Source organism: Sphingomonas sp. AP28 (genome assembly GCF_056680455.1).
The window spans coordinates 3,518,313-3,544,442 of the sequence record NZ_CM155283.1; the positions used below are offsets into that span (position 1 = coordinate 3,518,313).

The 26,130-nt window shown below is 66.4% G+C and carries 29 protein-coding genes; 11 read left to right on the forward strand and 18 right to left on the reverse strand.

The features are described 5' to 3' along the window. Positions 1-4 precede the first annotated feature (4 nt). On the reverse strand, positions 5-961 hold the full coding sequence (locus AC1MH0_RS16140) for a DNA topoisomerase IB (protein WP_480965771.1): 957 nt from the start codon (positions 959-961) through the stop codon (positions 5-7). Positions 962-1,143: 182 nt separating this feature from the next. On the opposite strand from AC1MH0_RS16140, the gene AC1MH0_RS16145 reads away from it, so the two are divergent. Then, the gene (locus tag AC1MH0_RS16145) at positions 1,144-1,707 is read left to right on the forward strand and encodes a type 1 glutamine amidotransferase domain-containing protein (protein ID WP_060526712.1); all 564 of its coding nucleotides are present in this window, start codon (positions 1,144-1,146) and stop codon (positions 1,705-1,707) included. A 91-nt stretch (positions 1,708-1,798) separates the two neighbouring features. Here the strand turns inward: AC1MH0_RS16145 and AC1MH0_RS16150 are convergent, their stop codons facing one another. Genes AC1MH0_RS16150 through AC1MH0_RS16160 form a run of 3 tightly spaced genes read right to left on the reverse strand, consistent with a single transcriptional unit; the run spans position 1,799 to position 4,363 of the window. Then, positions 1,799-2,842, reverse strand: a complete 1,044-nt coding sequence (locus AC1MH0_RS16150; protein ID WP_480963597.1) for an acyltransferase family protein — start codon at positions 2,840-2,842, stop codon at positions 1,799-1,801. Further along, a complete protein-coding gene (locus AC1MH0_RS16155; RefSeq protein ID WP_480963598.1) occupies positions 2,839-4,215 on the reverse strand; it encodes a putative O-glycosylation ligase, exosortase A system-associated in 1,377 nt (458 codons plus the stop codon). The genes AC1MH0_RS16150 and AC1MH0_RS16155 overlap by 4 nt, the downstream gene beginning before the upstream one ends. After that, the gene (locus AC1MH0_RS16160) at positions 4,208-4,363 is read right to left on the reverse strand and encodes a hypothetical protein (protein WP_480963599.1); all 156 of its coding nucleotides are present in this window, start codon (positions 4,361-4,363) and stop codon (positions 4,208-4,210) included. The genes AC1MH0_RS16155 and AC1MH0_RS16160 overlap by 8 nt, the downstream gene beginning before the upstream one ends. A 100-nt stretch (positions 4,364-4,463) precedes the next feature. Here AC1MH0_RS16160 and AC1MH0_RS16165 point away from each other — a divergent pair, with 100 nt between their 5' ends. The 3 genes from AC1MH0_RS16165 (at position 4,464) to AC1MH0_RS16175 (ending at position 8,262) form a co-directional block, all read left to right on the forward strand. Further along, positions 4,464-5,672, forward strand: coding sequence for a TIGR04063 family PEP-CTERM/XrtA system glycosyltransferase (locus AC1MH0_RS16165; RefSeq protein WP_480963600.1), 1,209 nt, complete (start codon positions 4,464-4,466; stop codon positions 5,670-5,672). Beyond that, positions 5,672-6,520, forward strand: a complete 849-nt coding sequence (locus AC1MH0_RS16170; RefSeq protein ID WP_480963601.1) for a hypothetical protein — start codon at positions 5,672-5,674, stop codon at positions 6,518-6,520. The genes AC1MH0_RS16165 and AC1MH0_RS16170 overlap by 1 nt, the downstream gene beginning before the upstream one ends. Before the next feature lie 173 nt (positions 6,521-6,693). Then, on the forward strand, positions 6,694-8,262 hold the full coding sequence (locus tag AC1MH0_RS16175; protein WP_480963602.1) for a spinster family MFS transporter: 1,569 nt from the start codon (positions 6,694-6,696) through the stop codon (positions 8,260-8,262). Positions 8,263-8,439: 177 nt separating this feature from the next. On the opposite strand, the gene AC1MH0_RS16180 is transcribed toward AC1MH0_RS16175, so the two are convergent. Both AC1MH0_RS16180 and thpR read right to left on the reverse strand, forming a co-directional pair. Further along, a complete protein-coding gene (locus tag AC1MH0_RS16180; RefSeq protein WP_480963603.1) occupies positions 8,440-8,976 on the reverse strand; it encodes a superoxide dismutase family protein in 537 nt (178 codons plus the stop codon). Positions 8,977-9,020: 44 nt separating this feature from the next. Then, positions 9,021-9,593, reverse strand: a complete 573-nt coding sequence (gene thpR, locus AC1MH0_RS16185; protein ID WP_480963604.1) for an RNA 2',3'-cyclic phosphodiesterase — start codon at positions 9,591-9,593, stop codon at positions 9,021-9,023. A 122-nt stretch (positions 9,594-9,715) separates the two neighbouring features. Here thpR and AC1MH0_RS16190 point away from each other — a divergent pair, with 122 nt between their 5' ends. The 4 genes from AC1MH0_RS16190 to AC1MH0_RS16205 all read left to right on the forward strand — a co-directional run bounded on the left by AC1MH0_RS16190 (position 9,716) and on the right by AC1MH0_RS16205 (position 12,606). Continuing rightward, a complete protein-coding gene (locus AC1MH0_RS16190) occupies positions 9,716-10,465 on the forward strand; it encodes a Bax inhibitor-1/YccA family protein (protein WP_480963605.1) in 750 nt (249 codons plus the stop codon). 88 nt (positions 10,466-10,553) lie between these two features. After that, positions 10,554-11,333 carry a transglutaminase-like domain-containing protein gene (locus tag AC1MH0_RS16195; protein WP_480963606.1) on the forward strand — a complete coding sequence of 260 codons (780 nt, stop codon included), beginning with the start codon at positions 10,554-10,556 and terminating at the stop codon, positions 11,331-11,333. Positions 11,334-11,515: 182 nt separating this feature from the next. Continuing rightward, positions 11,516-11,815 carry a hypothetical protein gene (locus tag AC1MH0_RS16200; RefSeq protein WP_056051272.1) on the forward strand — a complete coding sequence of 100 codons (300 nt, stop codon included), beginning with the start codon at positions 11,516-11,518 and terminating at the stop codon, positions 11,813-11,815. Positions 11,816-12,051: 236 nt separating this feature from the next. Beyond that, complete coding sequence (locus AC1MH0_RS16205) at positions 12,052-12,606, forward strand: hypothetical protein (protein ID WP_480963607.1); 555 nt, start codon at positions 12,052-12,054, stop codon at positions 12,604-12,606. A gap of 380 nt (positions 12,607-12,986) precedes the next feature. On the opposite strand, the gene AC1MH0_RS16210 is transcribed toward AC1MH0_RS16205, so the two are convergent. The 9 genes from AC1MH0_RS16210 to AC1MH0_RS16250 all read right to left on the reverse strand — a co-directional run bounded on the left by AC1MH0_RS16210 (position 12,987) and on the right by AC1MH0_RS16250 (position 20,878). Next, entirely contained in the window at positions 12,987-13,718 is a 732-nt protein-coding gene (locus AC1MH0_RS16210; protein WP_480963608.1) for an extensin-like domain-containing protein, read from the reverse strand. Position 13,719: 1 nt separating this feature from the next. Next, positions 13,720-14,493, reverse strand: coding sequence for an NUDIX hydrolase (locus tag AC1MH0_RS16215; RefSeq protein WP_480963609.1), 774 nt, complete (start codon positions 14,491-14,493; stop codon positions 13,720-13,722). A gap of 188 nt (positions 14,494-14,681) precedes the next feature. Further along, on the reverse strand, positions 14,682-15,656 hold the full coding sequence (locus AC1MH0_RS16220; RefSeq protein WP_480963610.1) for an FAD:protein FMN transferase: 975 nt from the start codon (positions 15,654-15,656) through the stop codon (positions 14,682-14,684). A gap of 21 nt (positions 15,657-15,677) precedes the next feature. Next, the gene (locus tag AC1MH0_RS16225; RefSeq protein WP_480963611.1) at positions 15,678-16,517 is read right to left on the reverse strand and encodes a DUF4198 domain-containing protein; all 840 of its coding nucleotides are present in this window, start codon (positions 16,515-16,517) and stop codon (positions 15,678-15,680) included. Between the two features lie 10 nt (positions 16,518-16,527). Further along, a complete protein-coding gene (locus AC1MH0_RS16230; RefSeq protein WP_480963612.1) occupies positions 16,528-17,022 on the reverse strand; it encodes a DUF2271 domain-containing protein in 495 nt (164 codons plus the stop codon). A gap of 11 nt (positions 17,023-17,033) precedes the next feature. After that, positions 17,034-17,696: a PepSY-associated TM helix domain-containing protein gene (locus AC1MH0_RS16235; protein ID WP_480963613.1), complete on the reverse strand. Its 663-nt coding sequence runs from the start codon at positions 17,694-17,696 to the stop codon at positions 17,034-17,036. A 99-nt stretch (positions 17,697-17,795) separates the two neighbouring features. Beyond that, entirely contained in the window at positions 17,796-18,563 is a 768-nt protein-coding gene (locus AC1MH0_RS16240; protein WP_480963614.1) for an SDR family oxidoreductase, read from the reverse strand. Positions 18,564-18,638: 75 nt separating this feature from the next. Then, positions 18,639-19,832: an MFS transporter gene (locus AC1MH0_RS16245; protein WP_480963615.1), complete on the reverse strand. Its 1,194-nt coding sequence runs from the start codon at positions 19,830-19,832 to the stop codon at positions 18,639-18,641. A gap of 11 nt (positions 19,833-19,843) precedes the next feature. Then, complete coding sequence (locus tag AC1MH0_RS16250; protein WP_480963616.1) at positions 19,844-20,878, reverse strand: aldo/keto reductase; 1,035 nt, start codon at positions 20,876-20,878, stop codon at positions 19,844-19,846. An 87-nt stretch (positions 20,879-20,965) separates the two neighbouring features. Between AC1MH0_RS16250 and AC1MH0_RS16255 the strand changes: the two genes are divergently transcribed. Further along, complete coding sequence (locus AC1MH0_RS16255) at positions 20,966-21,874, forward strand: LysR family transcriptional regulator (protein WP_480963617.1); 909 nt, start codon at positions 20,966-20,968, stop codon at positions 21,872-21,874. 164 nt (positions 21,875-22,038) lie between these two features. Here AC1MH0_RS16255 and AC1MH0_RS16260 read toward each other — a convergent pair whose 3' ends face one another. Further along, positions 22,039-22,257 (reverse strand): hypothetical protein, encoded by a 219-nt coding sequence (locus tag AC1MH0_RS16260; protein ID WP_480963618.1) that lies wholly within the window; start codon positions 22,255-22,257, stop codon positions 22,039-22,041. A gap of 292 nt (positions 22,258-22,549) precedes the next feature. Next, positions 22,550-23,455 carry a Gfo/Idh/MocA family oxidoreductase gene (locus AC1MH0_RS16265; protein WP_480963619.1) on the reverse strand — a complete coding sequence of 302 codons (906 nt, stop codon included), beginning with the start codon at positions 23,453-23,455 and terminating at the stop codon, positions 22,550-22,552. 146 nt (positions 23,456-23,601) lie between these two features. Here AC1MH0_RS16265 and AC1MH0_RS16270 point away from each other — a divergent pair, with 146 nt between their 5' ends. Then, positions 23,602-23,955, forward strand: coding sequence for a lysozyme inhibitor LprI family protein (locus AC1MH0_RS16270; RefSeq protein WP_480963620.1), 354 nt, complete (start codon positions 23,602-23,604; stop codon positions 23,953-23,955). Positions 23,956-24,028: 73 nt separating this feature from the next. Here the strand turns inward: AC1MH0_RS16270 and AC1MH0_RS16275 are convergent, their stop codons facing one another. After that, the gene (locus tag AC1MH0_RS16275) at positions 24,029-24,907 is read right to left on the reverse strand and encodes a LysR family transcriptional regulator (RefSeq protein ID WP_480963621.1); all 879 of its coding nucleotides are present in this window, start codon (positions 24,905-24,907) and stop codon (positions 24,029-24,031) included. A 90-nt stretch (positions 24,908-24,997) separates the two neighbouring features. On the opposite strand from AC1MH0_RS16275, the gene AC1MH0_RS16280 reads away from it, so the two are divergent. Beyond that, a complete protein-coding gene (locus AC1MH0_RS16280; RefSeq protein ID WP_480963622.1) occupies positions 24,998-25,945 on the forward strand; it encodes an NAD-dependent epimerase/dehydratase family protein in 948 nt (315 codons plus the stop codon). Positions 25,946-26,130: the final 185 nt, after the last annotated feature.

A 26,130-nucleotide genomic window follows, 5' to 3' on the forward strand; every position in this document is an offset into this window, starting at 1 on the left:
CTCGTCAGGCCGCTTTTGCCAGTGTCGCAACAGCGGGCGTGCCGGCTTCGAGGAAGGTGATCAGGCCACATTCCTCGCGGCTCATGTAGCGCTTAGCGCGGGGGAGGCGGAGCGCCTTGCGGAAGGTCGACTGACCGGTTTTCACGAGCGCGATCAGCGACGGGTGGACGTAGCTTTTCCGCGCGATCGCGTGCGTGTTGCCTAGGCGGGCGACGACGGGTTCGAGCATCGACTTGAGGCTGAGGTCGCGTTCGGCGGACGCAAGCGCCTCGAACGCGGCGACGCTGGCGGCCCAGGTCCGAAAATTCTTGGCGGTGAAATCGGTGCCGGTGACGTCGCGGATGTAGCAGTTGACGTCGGTCGAGGTAACCGGGTGCGCGACGCCGGCATCGTCGAGCCAAGCGAACAGATGCTGTTCGTCGAGGTCCTGGCATTTCTTGACGAAGCTACTGAGCGAGCGATCGGTGATCCTGAGCGTCCGCATCTTGCCGGACTTGCCCTTGTACTGGAGTTTCAGCGTCGAGCCCTTCACCTCACCGTGGCGCTTGCGCAGCGTGGTGGCGCCGAAGCTCTTGTTCGCCTCCGCGTAAGCCTCATTGCCGATGCGGATGTGGCCGCCGTCGAGCAGGCGGATGACCGCGGCGACCGCGCGTTCGCGGGTCAGCGAGCGTTTGCGGAGATCGGCCTCGACTGCCTTGCGGATCTTGGGGATCGCGTGGCCGAAATCGGCGCAGCGTTCGTATTTCGCGGCTTCCTGCGCTTCGCGGAAGCCTAGGTGATAGCGGTATTGCTTGCGCCCCTTCTCGTCCCAGCCGACCGCCTGGATATGGCCGTTGGGGTTGGGGCAGAACCAGGCGTCGCGGTAGGCGGGGGGCAGGCCGACCGCGTTCAGCCGGTCGATCTCGTCGCGGTCGGTGATGCGTTCGCCCTTGGCATCCCAATAGCCCCAGCCGTTCCGCATCTTCTTGCGGGTGATGCCGGGCTTGGAGTCATCGGAATACACGATCTTGGTGGGCAATGCGGTGGTCCCTTGGGGGCGTCTGATTCTGACTATCTCTGCAAATGTTCGGGAAGGCGCATCGTTCCGGAACGAGGCGGGCTGCGCTTGGTTGAGGGGGCACGGGATTTCACTGGAGACATGACATGGCCGATCTTTCCCAAGCTCGCGTATTGATGCTCGCTGCCGATGGTTTCGAGACCGTCGAACTGTTCGAACCGCGCAAAGCGCTGGAGGCGGCGGGCGCGAAAGTGACGCTCGCGTCGATCAAGACCGACCCGATCCAGGGCATGAAGGGCGACATCAACAAGGCCGAGACGGCGACGCCCGACCTGACGCTCGACGAAGTCGATACCGACGATTACGACGCGCTGGTGCTGCCGGGCGGCGTCGCCAACCCCGACACGATGCGCCAGGAAGAGCGCGCGATCGAGATCATCACCGAGTTCATGGAGGACGGCAAGATCATCGCCGCGATTTGCCATGCGCCGTGGCTGCTCGCCGAGGCGGACGTGATCGACGGACGCCGCGTGACGAGCTTCCCGTCGATCCGGACGGACCTGGAGAATGCGGGCGCGGACGTGGTGGACGAGGAGGTCGTGGTCGACGGCAACCTGATCACGAGCCGCAAGCCGGACGATATTCCCGCGTTCAACAAGGCGATCATCGCCGCGCTCGAGGAAGAGCTGGCCGACGAGCCGGTGGATTGATTGAGGGTAAAGCACGCTATTCCTTGTTCTCCCGCGAAGGCGGGAGCCCAGACTGGGTCCCCGCCTTCGCGGGGAAACAAGGAGGGGCGGTCTAGAGTCTGTTGATCCAGCGCTGAGCGGGGCGCTCTATCAGGTGGTAGAGGGCGATCGAGGCTAGCAGGACCGTTGCGAGATAGAGCGCGATCTTCGTTGGCGATACTGCCGTCGCGTCAGTGACTAAAACGAGTTTGAATGCTTTCCAGAGAATGAAGTGGCTGAGATAGGTCGCGTAGCTGATCTCACCGAGATAGTGCGTCCATCTCAGTTCGAACGGATTTGCTGTCCTGCCGGCAGTTAGTGCCAGCACGAGCAGAACCGCTGCGAACAGTGCCGGAACGACCAGAGTTTCCGGCGCACCGGCGATCCAGCCTGCTGCGACAAGCACGGCAATCAGCGCAGCACATACTGGTGCTCGTGACGCGCCACGCCAGCGTAACCATAGGGCGCAAACGATACTGCCCGTGGTGAACTCGACCAGGCATCGAAGAAGGCCGTAACGCGGGATGTCGGTGCCCAGCGTCGGTGCACTCATCGCGAGATGCAGGCCGACCAGCAAGCCGCCGGCAGTTCCCAGCAACGCCCAGGTGGGCATACGCCGCCAGTCCACCGCCATCACCAGCACCGGGAACAGCAGGTACGCGCCCAGTTCCGCGCTGATCGACCAGGCCGGGTCGTTCCAGGCGAGGTGATGCGTGAAGCCCCAGTTCTGGAGCAGCAGGAGGTGCAGCGGCAGTTCGGAAAACATGAATTGCGGATCGCTGCGGCCGGTCGCGCGGAGCAGCAGGGCGAGCGCCACCGCACCCCCCAGGGTGACGAGATGCAATGGCCAGATGCGCGCGATGCGTTTCTGCAGGAAGCTCGGAATGCTTGCCGCTCCGCCGGCTCGGATACGGTTGCTCCAGGTCAGCCAGATCACGAAGCCGGACAGTAGGAAGAAGAAATCGACCGCGAGATAGCCCTTCGCGAAGACGTCGCGCACTGGAAGCGGCAAGCCAGCGATCGAGAGGCGGATATGGTAGAACACGACGAACCACGCCGCGATCCCGCGAACGCCGGTCAACGCGCGCAGTTCGTGAACCGGAGCCCGATCGCTCACGCCGAGAGCGCGTCCGGCGCCGCGGGCTTGGCGGCCGGTACGGCGCGGCGCATCGGCCGGAACGATTGCTCGCCCTGTTTGCGCGCGAGATAGGTGTCGAGGCCGATCTGCGCACCGATCAGCATGTAGATGAACGGCTGGAACGCGATCGCGATGAACCCCGCGCCGAGGAGATAGACGATGTGCCCGCTCTGCAGCGCCGCCGCGAGGGGACCGGCCCAGGCATATTCGCCGTCCGGATCGCGATAGCGGCGGCGGAGAAGTTCCATGCGGAAGATGCCGATCAGGTTGATCGCGAGCCACAAAGCAAGGCCCGGATACCCCTGTTCGCCGAGCATTTCGAAATACGCGCTGTGATAGGCGCGGGCCTTGTCGACCTCGACCTTGGGACTTGCGGCGGCAGCGGCGGTGCCGGGAGCGGTCTTCAGATCGTAGCGGATGTGGTTGCCGAGAAAGGCGTTGAAGCCCCCGCCGAACGGGTTGGCCTTCGCGTATTCGATCGTCCATTTCCACACCGCGAGCCGCGTCGATGCGGATTCGTCCGCGTCGTACGTCTTGATGGTGTTCATCCGGTCGGTGAACGTCGACGGCAGGAACGGGATCGCGGCAACGCCCAGCACGCCGAGCATCGCCAGATACGCGACCTTGCGCTTCACGTTGCGGATCGACAGCAGCGCAAGCAGGCCGATGCACAGCAATCCGGTGCGCGTCGAAGTCCCGACCGGGATCAGCAGACACGCGAAGACGAGCGCGAGGCAATAGCCCTTCACCCGCCAGTCGGGCTTGAAGATCGTCCCGTGGCTGATGAACCAGACGATGATCGGGATGATCGCGATCGCGACCGCGCTGATCGTGCTGCCCTCGTACAGGCCCGAATTATTGTCGACCATCAGGTTGAGCTGGCCATAGCCGCCCCCACCGCTGGCGATCGTCTTGATGCCGCCGACGATGATGATCGACGACGCGGCGAGGATCATGAACAGCAGCAGCGCCTCGATCCGCAACCGCGTCCGCAGCGTCAGGGGGAGGAATGCGGCGAAGGCGAGCGCCTTCCATACCCAGTCCCATTTCTCCTTGGCCTCGACCGGGAAATCCGCGGCGATCGTCGTACCCCAGCAATACAGCAGCAGGACGACGATCAGCACCTGCCGCCCACCGACCCGCGTATCGCGCTTGTCGTCGGCGAGGATCCAGCCGCCGACCGCCAGCGCGACCGCGATCAGCGATATCGGCACCGAGTTGAGCAGCAGGTAGGTCAGCCGCTGCGGCGAGACGATGTCGATGTACACATAGACGAGCACGAGCAGGAACGGCCGCTTGAACCCCATTCCGAAGAACGCGAGCAGGAAGGCGATGAACGCGAGATCACGCATCGCGGCGGGGTTTCTCGTCGGGCTTGCGGCTGGTGTCGGGGACGTCGCGCGGACTGGGCTCGCGATCGAGGTCGGGCCGCTTGAGCAGCAGGAACGCCGCGAGCATCATCAGCCCGTGGCTGAGGCCGAGCGCGAGATTGTCGATCATGGGGACGGCCTCCTTTCCGGATATGCGGGCTTCGTGGGATCGTGTGTAGGTATAGTCGGTTGACGCGCCGTTAAGCGATCTGTGGCAGGGGGATGGCACGATGCGTATTCTTCATATCCTCGATCATGGCCTGCCGTTGCAAAGCGGCTACACGTTCCGCACGCGGGCGATCCTCAAGGCGCAGGAGGCGCTTGGCTGGACCGTTGCCGCGGTGACCGGCCCGCGCCACGGTGTCGCGCCTGCTCCGGTGGAGACGGTCGACGGGCTCACCTTTCACCGGACGGATGCGATCGTGACGCCGGGGCCGGTCGGCGAGGTGGTTGGCATCGCGGCGTTCGCGAAACGGATCGAGGCGGCGGTCGACGCCTTCAGGCCAGACATCCTCCATGCGCATTCGCCGGTGATCGACGCGCTCGCCGCGCTGATCGTCGCGCGCAGGCGGAAGCTGCCGCTGGTGTATGAGATCCGCGCATTCTGGGAGGATGCGGCGGTCGGCAACGGGACCGGGACGGCCACGTCGATGCGCTACCGGGCGACGCGGGCGCTGGAGACGTGGGCGGTGCGGCGGGCGGATGCGGTCGCGGTGATCTGCGAAGGCTTGCGGGGCGATTTGATGGCGCGGGGGATCGCGGCGGACAAGATCATGGTGTCGCCCAACGGCGTCGACCTCGACCTGTTCGGCACCGCGCCGGTGCGCGACGATGCGCTGGGGGCCGAACTGGGGCTGGACGGCGCGGATGTCGTCGGATTCATCGGCAGCTTCTACGATTACGAAGGGCTCGACGACCTGATCGCGGCGATGCCGGCGCTGGTGGCGGTGCGGCCCGAGGCGCGGCTGTTGATGGTCGGCGGCGGACCGATGGAGGCGGCGTTGCGCGCGCAGGCGGAGGCATCGCCAGTGGCGGACGCGATCCGCTTCGTCGGGCGCGTGCCGCACCAGGAGGTCGAGCGCTATTATGGGCTCGTCGATATCCTCGCCTATCCGCGCAAGCGCATGCGGCTGACCGATCTGGTCACGCCGCTCAAGCCGCTGGAGGCGATGGCGCAGGGGCGGCTGGTGGCCGCATCCGATGTCGGTGGACACCGCGAGCTGATTCGCGACGGCGATACGGGCACGTTGTTCGCGCCCGACGATCCGGCGGCGATCGCAACCGCGCTGGCGGGCATGTTCGCGGACCGTTCGGGATGGGAGGATCGCCGCGCGCGCGGTCGCGCCTTCGTCGAGGAAGAGCGTAACTGGTCGTCAAACATTCGTCGCTATGCTCCAGTCTATCAGCGGCTGGTCTCAGCCGCGGTACGGGACGAGTAATGGCCGTCAATGATCTTCAAGCTGCGCGGCGTCCGAGCCTGAACCGCGCGCTTCCGGTTGTCGGCGCCGTGACGGGAGGCGTGATCGCCGCGGCCGGCGTGATGCTGCTGTCGGGCGATGCGCTTGAGGCGCTCGTCTCGGAGACCGGCATCGCGGCATTGATACCGATGGCAGCACCGCCGCTCGGCGCGACCGCGCGCGCGGCGATCGCGTTGGGCGCGGGGGCGATGGTCGCGGCGATCCTGTGGTCGTCGCTGTACCTCCTGTTCGGGCCGGGTGGCGTATTCGTCGGCGCCCGGCCGCGGGAGGATGGCGTGCCGGTGATCCGCCGTGCCGACGCGCATCCCGACGCACCGCCGCGAAAGCCTATGTCGGCAGCCGATCTCGGCACGCCCCTGATGGAGGTCGGCGTCGCGGGGTCGCCCGATACCGCCTCGCGCGACGAGCGGACCATCCCCGCCGATCTCGACCTGCCGCTGGCCGGCTATGATCCGAAGGCGATGCGGCCGGTACCGATGGAGCCGACCCGCCCGGTCGCGCCGCTGGCGTCCGTGACGGTGGTGGCGCCGGTGATCGAAGTGACGCCCACGGCCGAGTCGGAGACGTTCGTGACCTCGCCTGCGCCTGAGCCTGCGCCTGCGACCGCGTCTGCGCCGGAGCCGGCCACGCCGCCGTCTGTGGAGCCGCCGATCGTCGCTACGCCCGAACCGATACCGGAGGTCAGCACGCCCATGCCGGTCGCGCGGCCGCCGCGTGCGTCCGAGCCGACCACGCCGCCGTCGATCGAGACGCTGCTGCAACGGTTGGAGCAGGGCGCGCTTCGTCGCAGCCGGATCGGGTCGCACTGAGGGACGTCGCGTCCCGCCCGACCAAGACTATAGCATCGCCGAACGCACTTCCCCCCTCGCTGGAAGGGAGGGGGAAGACTTGGCGCGCTCCGACGTACCGGACTCTTCCGAAAGCGCTGTTTCTCTCTCCCACCCTCTGATACCCATAGCTCGAAAACAGCGAGGAGGGGGCAATGGCGAACGCCGAAACCGTTACGGGCGAGCCGGAGAAAGGCGCGTCGCGCTATGCATGGTATGTGCTGTCGATCCTGTTCCTCGTCTATGTCCTGAACTTCGTCGACCGGCAGATCATCTCGATCCTGGCGGAGGACATCAAGCGCGACCTGGGGCTGAAGGACCAGGATCTCGGCTTCCTGTACGGCACTGCGTTCGGGGTGTTCTATTCGCTGTTCGGCATCCCGCTCGGGCGACTTGCGGACAATTGGCACCGCGTGCGGCTGATGACGATCGGCTTGTCGCTGTGGTCGGTGATGACCGCGCTGTCGGGGTTCTCGAAGACCGGTGGGCATCTCGCCGCAGCGCGGATCGGGGTCGGGATCGGCGAGGCGACCGCGAGTCCGTCGGCCTATTCGATCATTTCCGACTATTTCCCAAAGCGGCTGCGGGCGACGGCTTTGTCGATCTATTCGGCCGGGTTGTACGTCGGTGGCGGCTGTTCGTTGTTCATCGGCGGGCTGATCGTGCAGGGCTGGAACAAGGCCTATCCCGGCGGCGGACCGCTCGGGCTGGTCGGCTGGCAGGCGGCGTTCATGGCGGTTGGCGTGCCGGGGCTGTTGCTGGCGGTGTGGATCGCGACGCTGAAGGAGCCAATCCGCGGGCTCGTCGAGGGCCTGCCCGAGCCGGAGAAGCACCCGACGCCGTTCCGCGCGTTCGGTGCGGAGCTGGTGACGATCGTGCCGCCGCTGACGCTGATCGGCGCGGCGATGGGGGGCGCTCGGGCGCTCGGGTACAACCTCGTCGCCCTCGCGGTGGTGGCCGCAGCGGTATCCGGACTGATCGCGGCAGGCGAGCCCTGGCCGCAGTGGGTGGCGATCGGGATCGGCGTCTATGCGGTGTTCTCCTGGGCATCGGCGCTGAAGCGGCGCGATCCGCCGACCTTCGCGCTGATCGTGGGCACGCCGGCGTTCCTGTGCACGGTCGTGGCCTACGGGTTGAACGCGTTCCTGAGCTACGCCGCCAGTTTCTGGGCGGCGCCCTATGCGTTGCGCGAGCTTGGCGCGACACCGGCGTCGGCGGGATTCATGATCGGCAGCCTCGGCGCGACCGCGGGATTCCTCGGGCTGACGATTGGCGGGGTGGTCTCGGACCGGTTACGTCAGCGCAATCCGGCGGGGCGGTTATGGGTGGTGATCTTCGGCGCGGTAGTGCCCGTGCCGTTCCTGATCCTCGCCTTCACCGCGTCGTCGCCGACCGCCTTCTATACGGGGATATTCCTTGCGCAGCTCACCGCGTCATGTGCGCTGGGGGCGGCGGCTGCGACGACTCAGGATATGGTCTTGCCGCGGATGCGGGGCACCGCGACGGCGACGTTCTTCATAGGGACGACGCTGATCGGGCTGGCGCTAGGGCCGTACATGGCCGGGCGGGTGTCGACGCTGACCGGGAGCCTGTCGATCGGCATGCTATCTTTGCTGGTGGTCACGCCGATCACGCTGGCCTGTGCGGTGGCGGCATACCGGTTGGCGCCGGGGGCGGAGGCTACGCGGGAGGCTCGCGCGCGCGCGGCGGGTGAGGTGGTTTAGGACTTCTTCCTACCTCGTCAAAATGCCCGTTCGTGCTGAGCGAGGTCGAAGGAGTTACGCTTGAGGCAGACCCTTCGACTTCGCTCAGGGCGAACGGGGGAAAGGTGGAAAGGGGGCCACAGCGATCTCGGCCTGACGAATACCGGCCCCTCCATCGCTGGGAGGGGCCGGTATCGCTCACCCCGCCTGGAACACGCCGCAAGCAATCCGCCCGCCGCTGTTGCCCGACGGATCGGTCATCAGGTCGTCCGCCGCCGCATGCACCACGAACGCGGAACCGTCCGTGTCCATCAATCCCGCCATCGTCGCGCCCGGAATCGTGATGCCGATCGTGCCGCGGCCGTCGGTGCCGATGACCAGGTTGGGCAGGTCGCCTTCATGCGGGCCCTGCGGGTTCATGCTGCCGTGCTTCATGCCGGTCGGGTTCCAGTGGCCGCCTGCGGTCGTGAAGTCCGGCGCGTCGCAGCGGCCGACCATGTGGATGTGCGCGCCGTGCGTGCCGGGGGGCATCGCCTTGGCGTCGAGCGTGAAGCGGAGCCCGCCCGCGACTTCGGTGGCGGTAGCGCGGCCGACGTCGGTGCCCGTCGCGGTCTGGAGCATCGCGGTCACGCGCTGTCCGCCGGCCATCGGCGTGCCCGTATCCATGCCGGTCTTCTCGCAGGCGGTCAGCCCGATCGTCGCCGCGCCGAGCAGTGCCAGTGTCGCAATCCGCATAGTGTCTCTCCCTGTTGATCCTTTGGCGAACCCCTCGCCGTGGCTCAGGTTCCACCCCCGGTGTCGCCACGCCCGGTATCGAGCGCCCAGCGGGCGACCGGTTCGTACGTCGCGCCGTCGCGGCCGAGATGGCTCTGGTACAGTACGAGATGGGGTAGCGGGAAGGGCGCGCTCGACAGCGCGGCATGCGTCGCCAGCCATTCGTCGATCGCGAACCCGACCCCGGCCGATCGCGCCAGCCGCGCGACCGTGACGTGCGGCAGGTACGCGCGGTGCTCGGGCGGAAGGCCGGCACGGACGCAGGCCTGGTCGACCTTGCGATGCAGCGCCGCCAGCGCATCGTGCGGCGTCAGGCCGGCCCACAGCGTATCGGTCCGCCCGCGCTTCGCGAATCGCCCGACTCCGGTCAGCGATACGCTCGGCGCGGACGCGACGACCTGGCTCAGCGCGACCGCGACGTCCTCCGCGACCGGCCGCTCGACGTCGCCGATGAAGCGCAGCGTGACGTGCAACTTGTCCTCGTCCTGCCAACGCGCCGACGGCACGCCCTCCATTATGTCGAGCAAGCTCTGACGGATAGCCGGCGGCGGGCGAAGGGCGACGAAAAGACGGATCATGGATTGCGGCAGGTTAACCGCGAACCGGGGCGCCGATGCAACCACTCAGCTTGAAAAGCGTCCTGCAAGAGACGATATTCACAGTAACCGGCACGAGGCCGGATGAAGGAGCTGATTTCACCATGGCTAATTGGTCTGACCCCCGGCCCCGCGCCACGCCGTTCGGAACGGCGGCCACGGGCCAGCGTACCGAGGCCTATGATGCTGGTCTTCGGTCGTACATGCTGTCCGTATATAACTATATGGGCTCGGCAGTCCTGCTGACCGGCGTCGTTGCGATGCTGTTCGCGATGGGCGGCAACGAATCGCCCGCCGCGCAGGTGTTCGTCAACGGCGGCATTCTGAAGTACGTCATCATGTTCTCGCCGCTCGCGATCGTGTTCGGCTTGAGCTTCGGCCAGAACCGCATGTCGACGGCAACGATGCAGATGCTTTTCTGGGGCTTTGCCGTCCTGATGGGCCTGTCGATGTCGACCATCTTCCTGGTCTATAGCGGCACGTCGATCGCGGGTGCGTTCTTCGCCACCGCAGCCGGTTTCGCTGGTCTCAGCCTGTACGGCTACACCACCAAGCGCGACCTGTCGGCGTTCGGGACGTTCCTGATCATCGGTGTCGTCGGCCTGCTGGTCGCGAGCCTGATCAACATGTTCCTGCAGTCGGGCGTCATGCAGCTGGTCATCAGCGGCGTAGGTGTGCTGTTGTTCGCGGGCCTCACCGCCTACGACACGCAGCGTACCAAGAGCCTGTACGCGCAGGTTGCTGGCACGGACATGGTCGGCAAGGTCGTCATCATGTCGGCGCTGAGCCTGTACCTCGATTTCATCAACATGTTCATGTTCGTGCTGCGTCTGTTTGGTAGCAGCCGCAACTAACTCCCGCTAAGGGTGTGACGAACGCAGGGCTCGGCGGGACACCGCCGGGCCCTTTTCTTTTGGCCTCGGGACAGGAATGGGACGCGCAATGCGGCTCTCGATCGACGTGCGTCTGGATTACGGGATCACGGGGGACGCCGACGTGCTCCTCCAGATCGAGGCGGCGGCGATGGCCGACCAGACGATCGAGTCCGAGTCCCTCACCTTGTGGTCCGATAGTCCGATCCGGGCGGTGCGCGGCGAGGACGGGATCGGCCAGCGTTGCTGGTCGCGCGGGCATGGGCGGTTCACGGCCGAGTATAAGGCGATCGTCGCGGTGTCGCGCGAGCGGGTGCAGCTCGAGCTGTATCCGGCGACGCCGCCGCGGATGCTCGCGGGCGAACTGACCCCGTATCTTATGCCGAGCCGCTATTGTCCCTCGGACCGCTTCGAGGGCTTCGTCGCGCGCGAGTTCGGCGGGCTGGAAGGCGGACCGCTCGCGGCTGCGCTGACCGAGTGGGTGTACCAGTCGCTCGACTATCGCTGTGGATCGAGCAGCGGAGAGACGACCGCGCTCGATACGTTCGCCTCACGGTCGGGTGTATGCCGCGATTATTCGCATCTGCTGGTATCGCTCGCGCGGGCGGGAGGAATCCCGGCGCGGTGCGTATCGGCCTATGCGCCGGGCGTCGATCCGCCCGACTTCCATGCGGTCGCGGAGCTGTGGCTGGCAGGCGACTGGCGGTTGATCGATGCGACGAAGATGGCAACGTGCAGCGATATCGCGCGGGTTTGCGTCGGGCGCGATGCGACCGATATCGCGTTCATGACGGTGTTCGGGCAGGCGTATCTGTGGGAGCAGACGGTGAAGGTGACGCCGCTCGATTGAAGGTTGTTCTCCCCTCCCTGAAAGGGAGAGGCAGGGGGTGGGTCGGGTTCCGCGTTGGCTGGCTTTCGACCAAAGCGGGCCAACCCACCCCCGACCCCTCCCTTCCAGGGAGGAGCGCAGGTAGCGGAACGCACCGCCACTTCGACCGTTGGTCATCGCCAAGATTAAAAAGGGACGTCGCAATGACCGACATAGACAAGAGCGCGCTGGATAGCCTGTCCGTAGCGCCCGACGACAAGGATGCCGAGGGCAAGAGCTCGGGTCGCGATCCACGCCAGGAAGCGGGCCAGGACAAGTCGATCGGCAAGCGCCTGCAGAAGAATCCCGACAGCGCCGACGCACGGCTCGACAACGGGCTCGACGAGTCGATGGACGGCAGCGATCCGATTTCGGCGACGCAGCCGGGGTCTGGTACCGAGCCGGCGAAGTCGTCGGGCTATGACGAGGATGCCGAGCGGGCGCTGCGCGAAAAGCAGGCGTAACCCTCGCATCTGCTCAACGAACGGGCGTCGGTCGGCAGCGACCGGCGCTTTTTTGTTGCCCAAACGCCTCGCAAGACGATCAAATCGCTTAGTTTCGTTCGCTTCGTCGCAGTCTTGTTGCAGCGTAACAGCATTCATGGTCGCTTGGTGTTACGGAAAGATGACGCGCGATAGGGTCGTTGTTAACCATCCGAGCGCAGAGTCTGCCGGTTCCTTGACGAGAGCGGGGTGACGACATGGCTTCCAGAATGAAACCGGCACAGGGAACGATGACCCTCGCCGAGATGAAGGAATTCGCGGCTTTTCCGAGTTCGACGCAGCGGTATATCCGGCGCTCGCTCGACGTCGGCCTGGACCGCGAGGATGCGATGCAGCGCTGGTCGCGCGACGTGGTCGAGGCGGCGAGCATCCGGGCGCAGGCGAGGCTCTACAACACGCTCCCCGACCTGCGCGCGATGGTGCCGGACGACAGCGGCCTCCACGCGATCGAGCCGTTCCTGGCACCGCTGATGACCCTGGTAGCATTCGATCTGGGGCAGGGACGGCTGACGAGTTTCTCGGCGCTGCGGTTCCTGTACGAGCGGTTGCTCGGGGCGGAGGTCCGGCCGTGGCTGCCATCGGCATTCTGTGCTGCCGCTGCGCTCCCGCATCTGCATCCCGAACTGCGGCGCAAGCTGCTCCAGTCGATCAGCGAGGCGGCGGCGACGGCGTCGGGCTGGTCCAACCGGCAGCCGGCGTTCTTTCCCTATTGGGTTGAGAAGGTGGACTCCGGGACGACGCTGGCGAACTAAGGCGCGTGATTCTCTTCCCCAAGGGGGAGGAAGGAACGTCCGGCTGCTCGGTCATCGAAGGATAAATGGCCTATAATCCCCACCACCCCAGCGAAGGCCGGGGCCCAATTGGTGAGGTCGTGGTAACGGCGCGCTACCCACGTCATCGGCGTCCCCCAATTGGGCTTCGGCCTCCGCCGGGGTGGTGCCGTCCGGAAGCGCTGGCGAGCAGACGCGGATGATGGACTCGCCCGCTCCCCGCTCGCCTGCTCGTTCGCCCCTATTCTCCCCCACCCGTACCACTTCTCCGTTCGCCATGAGCGAAGTCGAAGAGTTGGCCCCGGCGCGCAGGTGCTTCGACGTCGCTCAGCACGAACGGACGTGAGCGTATGCGCACCACCTCACCGACACGCCCGCCACCCCATAGAACCGCGATCCGCCTGATCCAGATGCAGGTGATCGGCGTGCGCCGCATTATAGTCCGGGGACAAGGTCGTCGCGAAGAGCGTGCAGGCGCCGTCGCGCACCTCGCGGAGGAAGGCGGACTTCGCATCGTCCCCCTTCCAATCCCGCGCGACGGTAACCCGCGTACCATCGGTCAGGCGGAAGCCGGCGACGTCGACCGCGTCGGCTGTGGAATGTTCGCTCCAGTTGCCGGCATCGCGGCCGTAGATCCTGCGGCAACTATAGCTCCCGAAGTGATCGATACTCGCGACCCGCGCGCCGAAATGCCTGATCGCCGCGGGCTGGACCACGTCCCACTCCCACAGCGACAGCGCCGCCGCCACCGGGCAGGCGACGCCCAGGCCTGCGGGCGAAAAGGCGATCTTCCGCGCGCCGTCGTTCGCCAGCCGGATGCCGTCGGCATAGCCACATTGCCCCTCGCCCTTGCGCGGCGGCAACACCGCGTACCGCACCCCCGCACGGTCGAGCAGTGCACGGCATTGCGGGAAATCCTCGGTCAGCGCGGTGAGCTTGCGGCCGGTGGCCATGCCGACCGGCGCACCGAGGTCGAGTGGCGTCCAGGGCAAATCCTGCGGTCGCCCGCGCAAACTCGCCCACAGCATAATCCCGATCGAAAGGCTTATGGCGAGCCCGACCAGTGTCCGGATCGTCAGCCGCAATGCGCGCATGTCAGCCGCGCACCGCGTCCGACATCGGCTCCGACGTCACCGGATAGCCGAGATCGTCCGGGATGCAGAGATGCTCGACCCCGTCGCGCACGTCCGTCCACGGTGTCACGGTCCGCACCGGATGCGCGCGTGCATCCGCCACCGCCGCGTCGAAATCCGCGAACGATGCCAGCCGCTCAAGATTGCGGCGCGTCGGGAAGATGATCGTCGCGCGGCCTGCATCGGCCTCCGCCAGCACCCCGGTCGCGGTTGCCCAGAACAGGCGGACGTTCTCGGTCGCGTCGACCACCGGCTCGGGCGCATCCGCCGGCAAACGCGCGAGATAAAAGCGCGTGTCGAAGATCCGCGCGTGCGCGTGCGCCGGTCGCCAGCGTGCGAAATAAGTGAGCGCGTCGAGGTCGAGGCCGGCGCCCGCCTCCGCCAGCGCCTCACCTAACGCTGTCCCGTCGTGGAGCGCGGCCCGCAGCGTCTCGAACGCGGTCGGGGACGGCATCGGCGACAGGCCGACGGGGAGTCCGGCTTCCTCGATGGTCTCGCGGATCGCGGCGATGCGCGCGGCCGTGTCGTCGTCGGGCGCGCCCAGGACCGCCGCCAGCGCGTGATCGCCGGGATCGACCCGGCCACCCGGAAACACGAGCGCGCCGCCCGCAAACGCCATCGCCTTGGCACGCTCGACCATCAGCAGTTCGGGACCGGCGGCAGGCGTGTCGCGGACAATGACGAGCGTCGCGGCGGGAATGGCGGCGGGCATGGTGGGGGGAAGCGCGTCGGTCATCGGCGTTGCTAACGCGCGAGGGCGGGATCGGGTAGCGTCATGGCGTGGAGCAGCCTTGACGTTTTAAGGCATGTGGCACGCACGATCCAACGCGGTTCATGGCCTGGCGGTCTGGCACGAAGGCGGGCGCCCAGTCTGCGGCCCCGCCGTCGCGAGAAAAACGGCGGAGACGCTTCGCCTGCAGGGCGTCAGTCCGCGATCATCGCGACGAGTGCGGGTGTCAGGTATTCTTGGGCGGCGCCGTCGATGTCGGTGACCAGACGTGCGGCGATCCCGTGATGCCGCGCGAGTTCGACGCCATCGCCCACGCCGAGCACGGTCAGCGCAGTCGCCCAGGCGTCCGCATCCAGCGCAGTCCGGTGGATCACGCTGGCGGAAACGATACCGGTCTTGATCGGCCGCCCGGTGCGCGGATCGAGCGTGTGCGCGCCGCGGCGATAGTTGCCGGAGGTCGCCACCGCCTGGCCGTGCAACGCGATCCTGAGCAGGGGAAGCGTCAGGCCGGGCGGACTTTCGAGGTCCACCCACCAGGGATCGCCGTCGGGCCGGATCCCGCGCCCGACCAGTTCGCCGCCGATCTCGACCAGCGCATTGGCAATACCGGCGTCGTGCAACAGGTCGGCGACCGCGTCGACGGCATGGCCCTTGGCGATCTCCGACAGGTTGAGCGCGACGCCGCCGGGTTGCCGAAGATACGCGCCGGGTAGCGCGAACGCCAGCCGCGACCAGCCCGACCGCGTGCGCGCTACGTGCAAGTCGGCCTCGCTGGCGCGCGCGGCAGTGCCGGCCGGCCCGAACCCCCAGGCATCGACCAGGGCCCCGATCGCGGGATCGAACGCGCCGTGCGTCGTTCGCGCGATCGCCAGCCCGCGCGCCATGACATGCGCGAAGTCCGGCGGAAGAATGGTCCAGGTCCCGGCCGGCGACCTGTTGAACCGCGACAGGAGCGACTCCGGTGCCCAGTGGCTCATCTCCGCGACCAGCTCCGCCAGCCGCGCGACGATCGCCGTGTGGACCGGCGCGACGTCGGTCCCGACCGGGGCGGACAGGCGAACACTCCAGCGCGTCCCCATCGTCTCGCCGACGAGATCGAACACGGCCGCCCCGGCATCGCGCGCTGCGAACGCCGCAGCGTCGATCGTCGGTGGCAGCGCGATCCTCACGGCGTTAGTATCCGCAGGCGTTCACGGCGTCAGCACTTCCAGCGTCGTGACATAACTCATCCGCCGCTCGGTCGCGCGCGGCGTCGTCGCCTTGGCATCGGTCAGCGTCGCGTTGAGCCAGTACATCCCGGCGCTCGGCCAGTCGACGCTGAGCACGCCGTCCGCGCCGGTGGTCAGTTCGCGTGCACCCTCGTCGTTGCGATAGCGCTTGCCGCCCGGGATCACCGTGACCTTCAGCCCTGCGGCGGGCTTGCCGTCGACCAGGAAGCGGAACTTGGCGGTTTCGCCTGCGACCAGTTCGTCGGGATGGGTGATCGGCGCGAACTCGAGGCCCTTGCCGGTCGTCTTGAACACGGTGGTGGTCGGCGCGCCCGCGGTCACGAAGATCTCGTTGCGGCCCGAAACCTCGGTCACCTTCACGTCGGTCGCGTTGGCGGGGATGTCGGCGACGGTCAGCGGGGCGGGGGCGTTGGGCTGCGGCGGACCGCGACGACCGCCGAGACGCTTCTCGACGCCGTCGACCTTGAAGCTGCCCATGACCGCGGACATCTGCGTACCGATCTTCCACGTGCCCGGCTTGTCGAGCTGCACGTCGAACACCGAGCGATAGCGGCCGGTCGCGCCGTTCTGCAGCGTGCCTTCGCTACCGTCGGGCTGCCAGACCTTCATGCCGTCGAGGCGGAGCGGCTGGTGATCGAAGAAGAACAGGTCGTTCGAGACGGCGGCGTCGACCGTCACCCAGCCGTCGGTCCCCGAGAACACGGTGGCCGATGGCAATAGCCACATGCGGTGCGCCGACAGTGCGGCGGGGATCGACAACAGCGCGGCGGCGGCCATCAGGCGTGCAACGAAAGGCTTCATGCTGTGATCCTTAGCGGGCGGAGATGGCGACGGCGCCGAGCTCGGTCTTGCCCGTGGTGCGGGCTCCGGCGGTAAGCGGTACGGAGACGAGTTCGCGACCACCGGTCTCGCGCGCAGCCTCGACGTTGAGGACATACTGGCCGGGCTTGAGGTCGGTGGGCAGGGGGATGGTGTACTGGCCCGGTGCGCGGGTCGCGCCGCTGATGCCATCGGCGGGCATCGTCATGCTGCGGCCGCCCTTGCGCCACCACGCGCGCAGGTCCGCGAGCCACTTGGTACCGGGATCGTTGCCGCGCTTCTTGAGGTCGTACCAGACCGCCAGCGTGCGCGGGGTACCGCCCCCGACCGGCTCCAGCCACACCGCGACATAGGGCTTGTGATATTCGGCGACGGTCAGCCGGGGCAGCGTGATCGTCACGGTGCCGGGCGGCGCCGCGACGGCTGGCGACGACAGGACGGGCGCGGTGATCGCCCCGCCGAGCAGCAGGAACGCGGTAGGACGCATGGCAGGACCCCTCAATGGACGAACAGGATGGCAAGCAGGACGGGCAGCGCGAGCCCGGCCGCGACGATCGGCCAGGTCAAGGGCCGGTGCCGCGCGTGGAGTTGCAGCAGCAGGAGCCCGGTGAGCGTGAACAGGATGCACGCGCCAGCGAAGACGTCGATGAACCAGAACCACGCCGCGCCCGCGTTGCGACCCTTGTGCAGGTCGTTCAGGTACGAGATCCAGCCGCGGTCGGTCGTCTCGGCGGTGATCTTGCCGGTCGCGCGTTCGATGCTGATCCACGCGTCGCCGCCGGGGCGGGGCAGCGCCACATAGGCGTCGGCGTCGGACCATTCGACCGACTTGCCCGCGGGGTCGAGCCCGACCGCCGCAACGACCGCCTTGGCGACGGGGACGGGCAGCGGCGCGTCCGCGGCATGCGGCGCGCGCAGCATGTGCAGGAGCGGCCGCGGCAGGGTGCCGCCGGTGTCCACCACCACCGGGGTCGCGCCGATCGTGGCGGCATGATTTAGTGTGATCCCGGTGATCGCGAACAACAGCATAGCGGTCAGCGACACCGCCGCGCTGATCCAGTGCCAGCTGTGCAATTGCTTGAGCCACCAGCTTCGCCACTTGCGTTTGCGCTTGGCGATCGTCGCGGGCGACGGGGAAGTTTGGGAGGCGTTCACAGGCATCCGCCTATCGGCTCGCGACAGGCAGATCAAGGCTATTGAGAATAGTTAGCAGAAAAGGCGGGTGGTGCCTCGACGTTTCGTACGTCGAGGCACCAGCGATCAGCCCCCGCGGCGCGCGCGTTCGGCCATCTCGTTCAACTGCACGACGGCTTCCGGAAAGCGATGATCGGCTTCGGCATTGCGCAACGGCCGAACACGTTCGACGAGTATCTCGTTAGGCGTCGGCTGCTGCGTCCAGAGCGTCATGACCTCATCCGCAAACGCCTCGAGCGGCATGTAGCCGGGCCGCGTTTCCTGCCCGGGGGTCAGGCCGGTCTGCACGCCGGGGGGGGCGATCTCGATCACCTCGACCTTGCCGTCCAGCACCCGGCGCAGGCTTACGGTATAGGAATGGATCGCCGCCTTGGTCGCCGAATAGGTCGGCGCGGCGGTCAGCGGCACAAAGGCCAGTCCGGAGGTGAGGTTGACGATCGTGCCGCCGGATTTCGCTGCAAGATGATCGACCAGCGCGTTGGTCAGTCGGATCGGACCCAGCAGATTGGTGACGATCGTCGCCTCCGCATCGGTCAGATCACGGCGGGTCGCGGCGTCCTCCAGCTTCATGATGCCGGCATTGTTGACGAGTACGTTGAGCGCAGGATGTTCAGCGACGACGCGCTTGGCAAAGTCCTCGATCGCGGCGGGGTCGTCGATGTCGAGCGTGATCGCACTCATGTTCTCCCGCCCTGCGATCGCCTCGTCGAGCGCTTCCTGACGTCGGCCGGCAACGATTACCGCGTTGCCCGCATCGTGGAGACGCTGCGCCAGCGCGGCGCCGATACCCGACCCGCCGCCGGTGATGAGGATAGTGTTGCCGGTCGGGTTCATGGTGCGTCTCCTGATGATAGCGGCCGTACAACGCAGGCGATGCGCGTTCGGTCCCCATCGATCAGGGGTCGGCTTCTACATAACCTCGACCGGACTCGCCGAAGCTGGATGGCGTTGATCGCGTACGGTATTCCGGCGAACGTTGACGATCACCGCGACGAGGCCAAGCGCTGACGAGACGGCACCCGCCATCGCCACCGCCGGATACCCGAACCCTGTCGCGATCACGCCGCCGCCGACCGCTGCGCCGATCGCATTGCCCAGGTTGAACGCACCGATGTTCATGGCGGATGCGAGGTTGGGCGCGTCCGCCGCGGCGTGCATCACGCGGATCTGCAGCGGCGGAACGAGCGCGAAACTCGCAATACCCCAGAGGAAGATGAGGATCGCGGTCGGAATCTTGAATGGCATTAGCAGTGCGAAGACTATCAGGATTGCCGTCAGGGAGGCGAGCGTGACGATCAACGTCCGGTCGACCGAGCGATCCGCGAAACGGCCGCCGAGCCAGTTGCCGAGCGTCAGCCCCAGGCCGTAGGTCACCAGCATCGCGGTAATGTAGCCGAGCGAGGCGTGGGTCACTTCGCGCAAGATCGGCGTGATGTAGGTGAACACGGTGAACATCGCGCTCGCGCCCACCACGGTCAGGCCAAGCGCGCCCAGCACGGGGCCCCGTGTCAGCACACGCAGTTCCGCCATCGCATCGCTACCCTCGGGCGCAGGCAAAGTCGGCAGCGTCAGCCGCAGCGCCGCCATCGTCGCCACGCCGAGTGCCGATATGCCCCAGAACGACGCGCGCCAGCCGAGATGGTCGCCTGCCCAGGTCGCGAGCGGCACGCCGACGACGTTCGCGATCGTCAGTCCCATGAACATCGCCGCCACCGCGCCCGCGCGTCGTTCCGCCGGCACGAGGCTGGCCGCGACGATCGACCCGACGCCGAAGAACGCGCCGTGGTTGAACGAGGTCAGGATCCGCGCGGCCATCAGCATGCCGTAGCCGGTCGATACCGCCGCGAGCAGGTTGCCGATGGTGAAGATACCGGCAAGTGCGATCAGCAACGTCCGCCGCGGCACCCGCCCAGTGGTCAACGTCATCAACGGCGCACCGATCACGACGCCAAGCGCATAGGCGCTGATCAGCAATCCCGCGGTCGGGATCGACACGCCGAGATCGGTCGCGATGACGGGAAGCAGCCCCATCGGCGCGAATTCGGTCACGCCGATGCCGAACGCGCCGACGGCGAGGGCCAGCAGGCCGGGATTGAGCTTCATGATGTCGTTCCTCAGACCAGCGCAGGGTTCAGCCGGGCGAAACCCTCTTGCTGGCGATAGGGCGTATGGGGGTAGGGTGGCAGCACGTCGCTGGCCTCGTCGAGCACAGCGACCTGTGCGGCCGTCAGTTCCCAGCCGACGGCCCCCAGATTGTCGCGCAACTGGGCTTCGTTGCGTGCGCCGATGATCACGGACGACACGGTCGGGCGGCGCAACAGCCAGTTGATCGCGACTTGCGGCACGGTCTTGCCCGTTTCCGCCGCGATCGCCTCGAGCGCGTCGATCACGCGGTAGAGGTGCTCGGCCTCGACCGGCGGTGCGAACTGTTCGGTGTCGTGCAGGCGGCTGCCCGCGGGGACCGGCCGGTCGCGCCCGATCTTGCCGGTCAGGCGACCCCAGCCAAGCGGGCTCCATACCAGCGCGCCGACTCCCTGGTCCGCGCCGACCGGCATCAGGTCCGCCTCGTACGCGCGACCGATCAGCGAGTAATAGACCTGGTGCGCGACCAGCCGCGGCGAGCCGTTGCGGTCGGCGATGGCTTGCGCCTTCATGAGCTGCCAGCCGGGATAGTTGGACACGCCCGCATAGCGGACCTTGCCCGCAGCGATCAGCATGTCGAGCGTGCGCATCACCTCCTCCGTCGGGGTCGAGGCATCGAAGGCGTGAAGCTGGAGCAGGTCGATGTAATCGGTCCCTAACCGCCGCAACGAAACCTCGACCGCGCGGATCAGCCGCGACCGCGACGCGCCCCAGTCCTGCGGGCCGTCACCCATCGGCAGGCCGGTCTTGGTCGAGATCAACACCCGGTCGCGCCGCCCCTTGATCGCCGCGCCGAGCACGGACTCCGAGGCGCCGTTGGAATAGACGTCGGCGGTGTCGAACAATGTCACGCCCGCTTCCAGGCAGACATCGACCAGCCGCCGTGCTTCGGCTTCGTCGCTGCGTCCCCACGCACCGAACAGCGGCCCCGTGCCACCGAAGGTCGCGGTGCCGAAACGCAGGACGGGAACGCGCAAGCCCGATGATCCCAATTGCCGATAGTCCATGTGCGTATCCCCAGTGTTCGCGTTGCTGCATAGATGGACGGTACGGCGATGCCTTATTAGACGATGCGACAGCGAAGGATTTGTGACGTGGACGCAAAGATCGGGATAGGCGCCGACCGGGCCCGTGCGCTGGAGGTCTTCGCGACGGTGATGCGCGAGGGCAGTTTCTCGGGGGCTGGGCGCGCGCTGGGGCTGACGCCATCGGCGGTGGCGCGGTCGATCGACCGGATCGAAACACGGCTTGGCGTGCGGTTGCTGCTACGCTCGACGCGGGCCCTGACGCTGACCGTCGAGGGGCAGGTCTATCTGCAAACCGCGCGGCGGATCCTCGCCGACCTGGACGACGCGGAGCAACAGATCGCCGATCAGGGCGCACCGCGTGGACGGCTGCGGATCAGCGCCTCGTTGTCTCACGGGCGGTTGTGCATCGTGCCGTTGCTGGGCGAGTTCGCGCGGCTGTACCGGCATATCCTGGTCGACTTCGCGCTGACCGATACGCTCGTCGATGTCGCGGGCGGGCAGGCGGACGTCGCGGTGCGGTTCGGTCCGCTGGCCGACAGCCTGCTGACCGCGCGCAAACTGGGCGAAAGCGGACGGGTGATCGTCGCTGCGCCCGACTATCTCGCGCGGTGCGGGACGCCAATGGTCCCGGAAGACCTGCACGCGCATAATTGCCTGAACTTCAACTTCCGCCGCGTCGAACCGGTGTGGCCGTTCCGCCGCGACGGGCGGGACGTCGCGTTGTCGGTGAAAGGGAACATCGAGGCGAACAACGGCGAGACGCTCGGCCAATTAGCGTGTGCCGCCGTGGGGATCGCGCGTGTCGGCGCGTTCAGCGTCGTCGACGACGTGGCCGCAGGACGGCTGATTCCCTTGCTTGAGGACTTTAACCCGGGCGATGTCGAGCAAATCCACGCGGTGTTCGTCGGTGGAACGAATACGCCGGCGCGCGTGCGGGTATTCGTAGACTTCCTCGTCAGACGTCTTACCGATTAAGTAACGGGACCATTGGTAACCGACAGGTGGGACCTGCTGATGGCGCTTGTAGCGGCAGCGCGTCGTGTCGCGTCATGCTTGGTTTGGCGGCAACCTCTATCGCCATGTAAACCCGGCCATTGCGGCATAAGAAAAATGGGCCGGTATTACCCGACCCATTTCACTTAGTTGCTGTCGGAGTCGTTGTCGTCCTCGTGGTCGACGATCAAGTACGTCACGCCAGCGACGATGCCGACGCCGATCAGCAGCGGAACGATGCTGACGCCCGTGAGATTGCTCGCCTTCTTCGCCGAGGTGCCCGCACGAACCGGCGACGCGACCGAGAGGGACTGTGCCGAGTTGGCGACAGGTGCCGCGCTTGCCGCGACTGGCAGGGCAGTCATGGCGACGGCAGACGCGCCAAGAATAAATGTTTTAATCATAAGTCACTCTTCTCATGGAACAACCGTTGCGGCTGCGCGGCATCAACGCTTCTTCGTGGAGCGAGTTCCTGATGTATGTTACATGTCCGGATCGGCCTAATAATGAGGTATCGATCAGTCCTGCGTAAGATACTCACACGAAACGAATTTAATCATGATCTTGAATGGTCGACGAGCGGGTAAAGTTTAAGTGTCACCGATTGTGAAACCCTGAATACTGTCCAAGCAACTGAGAAAGCAATAAAACCGTTCGTCAGATAGACGTTTGCGCATCGGCATGGACGGTAATGGCTTCGCAGAGCGCGTGCGTCGCCAGAATGTCCTCAGCCTGAGTGGCGCGTCCGTCGCGCACTGCCGTCAGAAAATCCGCACACATCGCCGCGAAACCACGCTGACGTCCAACGGAGGTCCAGTCGCCACGCCGCTGATGGCATTCCATGCCTGCCGAGCGCACCAGGTCCGACATGTTCCGCACGGATTGCCGTACACCGTTCCCGATCACGTCCAGTCGTTCTTCATCCAGTCCGCTATCCCGTTGCATCGTGCCGATGGCAGTATAGTCGTCGCCTGCCAGCATCAGCGTCACCACCTTGAGCAGCCCATGCTCGACATGGGTTTCGATGGTGCGGCGAAGCACGGGGGCAGGGGCGAGGAATCGCAGCGTGTCGGCGACATGGATGAAGTCGTCGAACACGACCTTGCGCGGGATGTCGGCCTGTCGGTGACGATGCTTTTCCATGACGATCAAGCTCGTGCCCGCACCACGAAGCGCCGCATAGTCCGGAGCGAAACGGCGGTTGAACCCGACCGTCAGCAGCGTTGCCTGCCGTTCGGCGAGCGCGACGAGCTGCTGGGCTTCCAGGAGATTGTCGGCGAGTGGCTTGTCGACGAAGGTGGCGACGCGCCGCTCCAATAGGATTCGGACGAGCGCTGGATGCGCGCTGGTCGCCGCGTGGACGAAGGCGGCGTCGAAGGTCGCCGCCGCCAAAGCGTGCTCGAGGCTGGCATGGAGGTGAGTCACGCGGAACGATCGTCCGGCGTCACGGAGAACCTGCTGGTCGCGCGTCGCCAGGTGAATCTCCAGTTCGGGGTTGGCCGCCAGCACCGGAAGATAGCCCTTGTGCGCGATGTCACCCAGCCCTGTTACCAAAACGCGCATCGCGAACTCCAAACTGCCAACCGTGGTGCGTCAGATACCGCAATCCCGCCACGTGCCGATACGCAGCGTAGGCGTATCGACGATTAACGCGGGGGCCGTAGAACCGACCCGGGTTTGCGACGTTGGACAGGCAAAGGAGACCCTCGATGCTGATCCTCGCGCTGGCCCTGACTCTTGCCGCCTCGTCCGATCTCGACCGCTGCCTCAATACCGGGGACGCGGCACAAGGTATCACCCCAGCGATGGCAGCCTGTTTCGCTGCAGACTACCGGCGGGCCGATGGGCGACTGAACAGGACCTACGCCGCCACCATGAAACGGTTGCCATCGGCGCGCCGCATCGCATTGCGAGCGTCGCAGCGTGCCTGGATCAAGCAGCGCGACGCTGCCTGCCCGCTCGACCAAGGCGAAGGCGTCGGCACGATCGAGCGCCTGAACCTCCCCGCCTGTCTGACGAAGCAGACCAATCGGCGTACCGCGTGGCTTATCCGCTACCGCTAGTATGACGCCCGTCGCGGCCAGCGACCAGCGGTCCGGGAGTGGAAATGCTTTTCCGCACCGCCAGCCGCCGTCACTATAATGCGCTGAACTCCGCGACGAGGGCGTCGAACACGGCTCGGCAACGTGGGCTTTTGCTCAGGTCCTCGTGCATCACGATCCAGACGTTCAGGTCGATCACGAAGCAATCCGCCAATATGCGGACGAGATTCCGGTCCCGCGCAGCGACCGGGACCTGGCAGATGCCGATTCCGAAACATGCCCGGATCGCTGCAAGCTGCGCCAGGTCGCTGTCCACGCGCAATGCGAAGGACGAACGGTTGAAGGCGGGGAATTGCTCGGCGAAGGCACGGATCGCCGGGGTCTCGGTGTCGAACCCGATGACGTCGTGGTTGGCCAGATCTTGGAGCGTCTCGGGAACGCCGCGACGCGCCAGATAGTCGGCGTGGGCGTATAGGCCGAGCGGTATGGAGGGCATTTTTCGTATGACGAGCGATTGCTGGACGGGTTGGACCATGCGGATCGCGACATCGGCCTGCCGTTGCAGCAGGTCGTCGACCGCGTTCGACGCCGAGATTTCGAACGCAAGAGCCGGGTGGCGTTGCCGAAGCCGTGCCAGGATCTCCGGGAGGTGTTCCGCGCTGACGACCTCGCTCGCGCTGATGCGGACCGTACCGCCTATCACGCCGTCGCTGCCTTCAGCGGTTCGCAACAACGCCGCAGAGGTCGACGCGAGCAACGCCGCATAGGGTTTCAGCTCGAGCGCGGCCGCGGTCGGCGATACGCCGCGCTGGGTCCGGACGAACAGATCGCGCCCGATCGCCTGCTCCAGTGCATCGATGTGGCGCGAGATGCTGGGCTGGGTCAGCCCGAGCAGGCGAGCCGCGCCCGAGAGCGACCCGGTCCGCAGCACCGCGTCGAACGTGCGATAAAGATCCCAACTCGGTGTATTCATCGATTTACGTATAGCCGATCGCCCTATTTCGGCAATTTAGTTTGGCCGGGATTCACTGCATTTCTTCGTCACACACACCGGAGACGAGACATGGAACGCAGGATCGCATTGGTACTCGGCGCCACGGGCGGCATCGGTGGTGACGTCGCACGGCGGCTGAAATCCAGCGGGTGGCATATTCGCGCGCTGCATCGTGCGCCTCAGGGCGTGACGGAAAAGCATGGCTTCGAATGGCTCGCCGGGGATGCGATGGTCGCAGAGGACGTTGCCGCTGCGGCTCGGGGTGCGGCCTTGATCGTCCACGCGGTGAACCCGCCTGGATATCGCGACTGGGACAAGCTGGTGTTGCCGATGCTGGACAACACGATCGCCGCGGCGGGTGCGAACGGCGCGAGGATCCTGTTTCCGGGAACGGTCTATAATTATGGGCCCGATACCTTTCCCGATATCGCGGAGGACGCGCCGCAACATCCCCGAACGCGGAAAGGGGCGATCCGCGTAGAGATGGAGCGTCGGCTGAGGGTCTTCGCCGACACCGGCGGCGGGCACGTCCTGATCGTCCGTGCCGGAGATTTCTTCGGTCCGGGTGCCGGGAGCAGCTGGTTCGCGCAGTTGGTGCCTGCCGGTAAACGGCCCGCCGCGATCAGCTATCCAGGGCGCCGCGGGGTCGGCCATCAATGGGCATACCTGCCCGACGTCGCCGAAACGATGGTGCAATTGCTGGACAAGGACGGTCTCGACGCGTTCGCGACGTTCCACATGGAAGGGGTATGGGATGCGCAGGGTACGCTGATGACCGACGCGATCTGTCGCGTGCTGGGCGATCCGGCGGTGCCGGTTCGCAAGACGCCGTGGTGGATCATGCGACTGGCCTCGCCATTCGTGCCGATGCTCCGCGAGGTCCTGGAAATGAAGTATCTGTGGGATCGCCCGGTGCGACTGCTGAATGGCCGCATCCAAACCGTACTGGGCAGCGAACCGCACACGTCGCTGGACGAGGCAGTTCGCAACACCCTGGTCGCGATGGGCAACCTGTAGGCTTGCTGCCAGAATTCGATCTCCGCCGGCTGTCCTACTGGCGTGCGGGCGGCCGGCGCCTGCTACAAATGGTGCAGACGAGGTCTTGATCCGAGCCCGCTCGAAAGCCTTGCGGGCGAATGCAGGGTCTGTTCTCACCGATCCGGGTCCGGCCCCTGCCGCTTCGATACTCGTCCGACGGTGCT

What these genes read in the sequence shown, in the direction of transcription:
- AC1MH0_RS16140 (WP_480965771.1), bottom strand. Translation starts at nt 961, where the DNA reads ATGCGGAACGGCTGGGGCTATTGGGATGCCAAGGGCGAACGCATCACC.
- AC1MH0_RS16145 (WP_060526712.1), top strand. Translation starts at nt 1,144, where the DNA reads ATGGCCGATCTTTCCCAAGCTCGCGTATTGATGCTCGCTGCCGATGGT.
- AC1MH0_RS16155 (WP_480963598.1), bottom strand. Translation starts at nt 4,215, where the DNA reads ATGCGTGATCTCGCGTTCATCGCCTTCCTGCTCGCGTTCTTCGGAATG.
- AC1MH0_RS16160 (WP_480963599.1), bottom strand. Translation starts at nt 4,363, where the DNA reads ATGATCGACAATCTCGCGCTCGGCCTCAGCCACGGGCTGATGATGCTC.
- AC1MH0_RS16165 (WP_480963600.1), top strand. Translation starts at nt 4,464, where the DNA reads ATGCGTATTCTTCATATCCTCGATCATGGCCTGCCGTTGCAAAGCGGC.
- AC1MH0_RS16170 (WP_480963601.1), top strand. Translation starts at nt 5,672, where the DNA reads ATGGCCGTCAATGATCTTCAAGCTGCGCGGCGTCCGAGCCTGAACCGC.
- AC1MH0_RS16175 (WP_480963602.1), top strand. Translation starts at nt 6,694, where the DNA reads ATGGCGAACGCCGAAACCGTTACGGGCGAGCCGGAGAAAGGCGCGTCG.
- AC1MH0_RS16180 (WP_480963603.1), bottom strand. Translation starts at nt 8,976, where the DNA reads ATGCGGATTGCGACACTGGCACTGCTCGGCGCGGCGACGATCGGGCTG.
- thpR (WP_480963604.1), bottom strand. Translation starts at nt 9,593, where the DNA reads ATGATCCGTCTTTTCGTCGCCCTTCGCCCGCCGCCGGCTATCCGTCAG.
- AC1MH0_RS16190 (WP_480963605.1), top strand. Translation starts at nt 9,716, where the DNA reads ATGGCTAATTGGTCTGACCCCCGGCCCCGCGCCACGCCGTTCGGAACG.
- AC1MH0_RS16195 (WP_480963606.1), top strand. Translation starts at nt 10,554, where the DNA reads ATGCGGCTCTCGATCGACGTGCGTCTGGATTACGGGATCACGGGGGAC.
- AC1MH0_RS16200 (WP_056051272.1), top strand. Translation starts at nt 11,516, where the DNA reads ATGACCGACATAGACAAGAGCGCGCTGGATAGCCTGTCCGTAGCGCCC.
- AC1MH0_RS16205 (WP_480963607.1), top strand. Translation starts at nt 12,052, where the DNA reads ATGGCTTCCAGAATGAAACCGGCACAGGGAACGATGACCCTCGCCGAG.
- AC1MH0_RS16210 (WP_480963608.1), bottom strand. Translation starts at nt 13,718, where the DNA reads ATGCGCGCATTGCGGCTGACGATCCGGACACTGGTCGGGCTCGCCATA.
- AC1MH0_RS16215 (WP_480963609.1), bottom strand. Translation starts at nt 14,493, where the DNA reads ATGACCGACGCGCTTCCCCCCACCATGCCCGCCGCCATTCCCGCCGCG.
- AC1MH0_RS16225 (WP_480963611.1), bottom strand. Translation starts at nt 16,517, where the DNA reads ATGAAGCCTTTCGTTGCACGCCTGATGGCCGCCGCCGCGCTGTTGTCG.
- AC1MH0_RS16230 (WP_480963612.1), bottom strand. Translation starts at nt 17,022, where the DNA reads ATGCGTCCTACCGCGTTCCTGCTGCTCGGCGGGGCGATCACCGCGCCC.
- AC1MH0_RS16235 (WP_480963613.1), bottom strand. Translation starts at nt 17,696, where the DNA reads ATGCCTGTGAACGCCTCCCAAACTTCCCCGTCGCCCGCGACGATCGCC.
- AC1MH0_RS16240 (WP_480963614.1), bottom strand. Translation starts at nt 18,563, where the DNA reads ATGAACCCGACCGGCAACACTATCCTCATCACCGGCGGCGGGTCGGGT.
- AC1MH0_RS16245 (WP_480963615.1), bottom strand. Translation starts at nt 19,832, where the DNA reads ATGAAGCTCAATCCCGGCCTGCTGGCCCTCGCCGTCGGCGCGTTCGGC.
- AC1MH0_RS16250 (WP_480963616.1), bottom strand. Translation starts at nt 20,878, where the DNA reads ATGGACTATCGGCAATTGGGATCATCGGGCTTGCGCGTTCCCGTCCTG.
- AC1MH0_RS16260 (WP_480963618.1), bottom strand. Translation starts at nt 22,257, where the DNA reads ATGACTGCCCTGCCAGTCGCGGCAAGCGCGGCACCTGTCGCCAACTCG.
- AC1MH0_RS16265 (WP_480963619.1), bottom strand. Translation starts at nt 23,455, where the DNA reads ATGCGCGTTTTGGTAACAGGGCTGGGTGACATCGCGCACAAGGGCTAT.
- AC1MH0_RS16270 (WP_480963620.1), top strand. Translation starts at nt 23,602, where the DNA reads ATGCTGATCCTCGCGCTGGCCCTGACTCTTGCCGCCTCGTCCGATCTC.
- AC1MH0_RS16275 (WP_480963621.1), bottom strand. Translation starts at nt 24,907, where the DNA reads ATGAATACACCGAGTTGGGATCTTTATCGCACGTTCGACGCGGTGCTG.
- AC1MH0_RS16280 (WP_480963622.1), top strand. Translation starts at nt 24,998, where the DNA reads ATGGAACGCAGGATCGCATTGGTACTCGGCGCCACGGGCGGCATCGGT.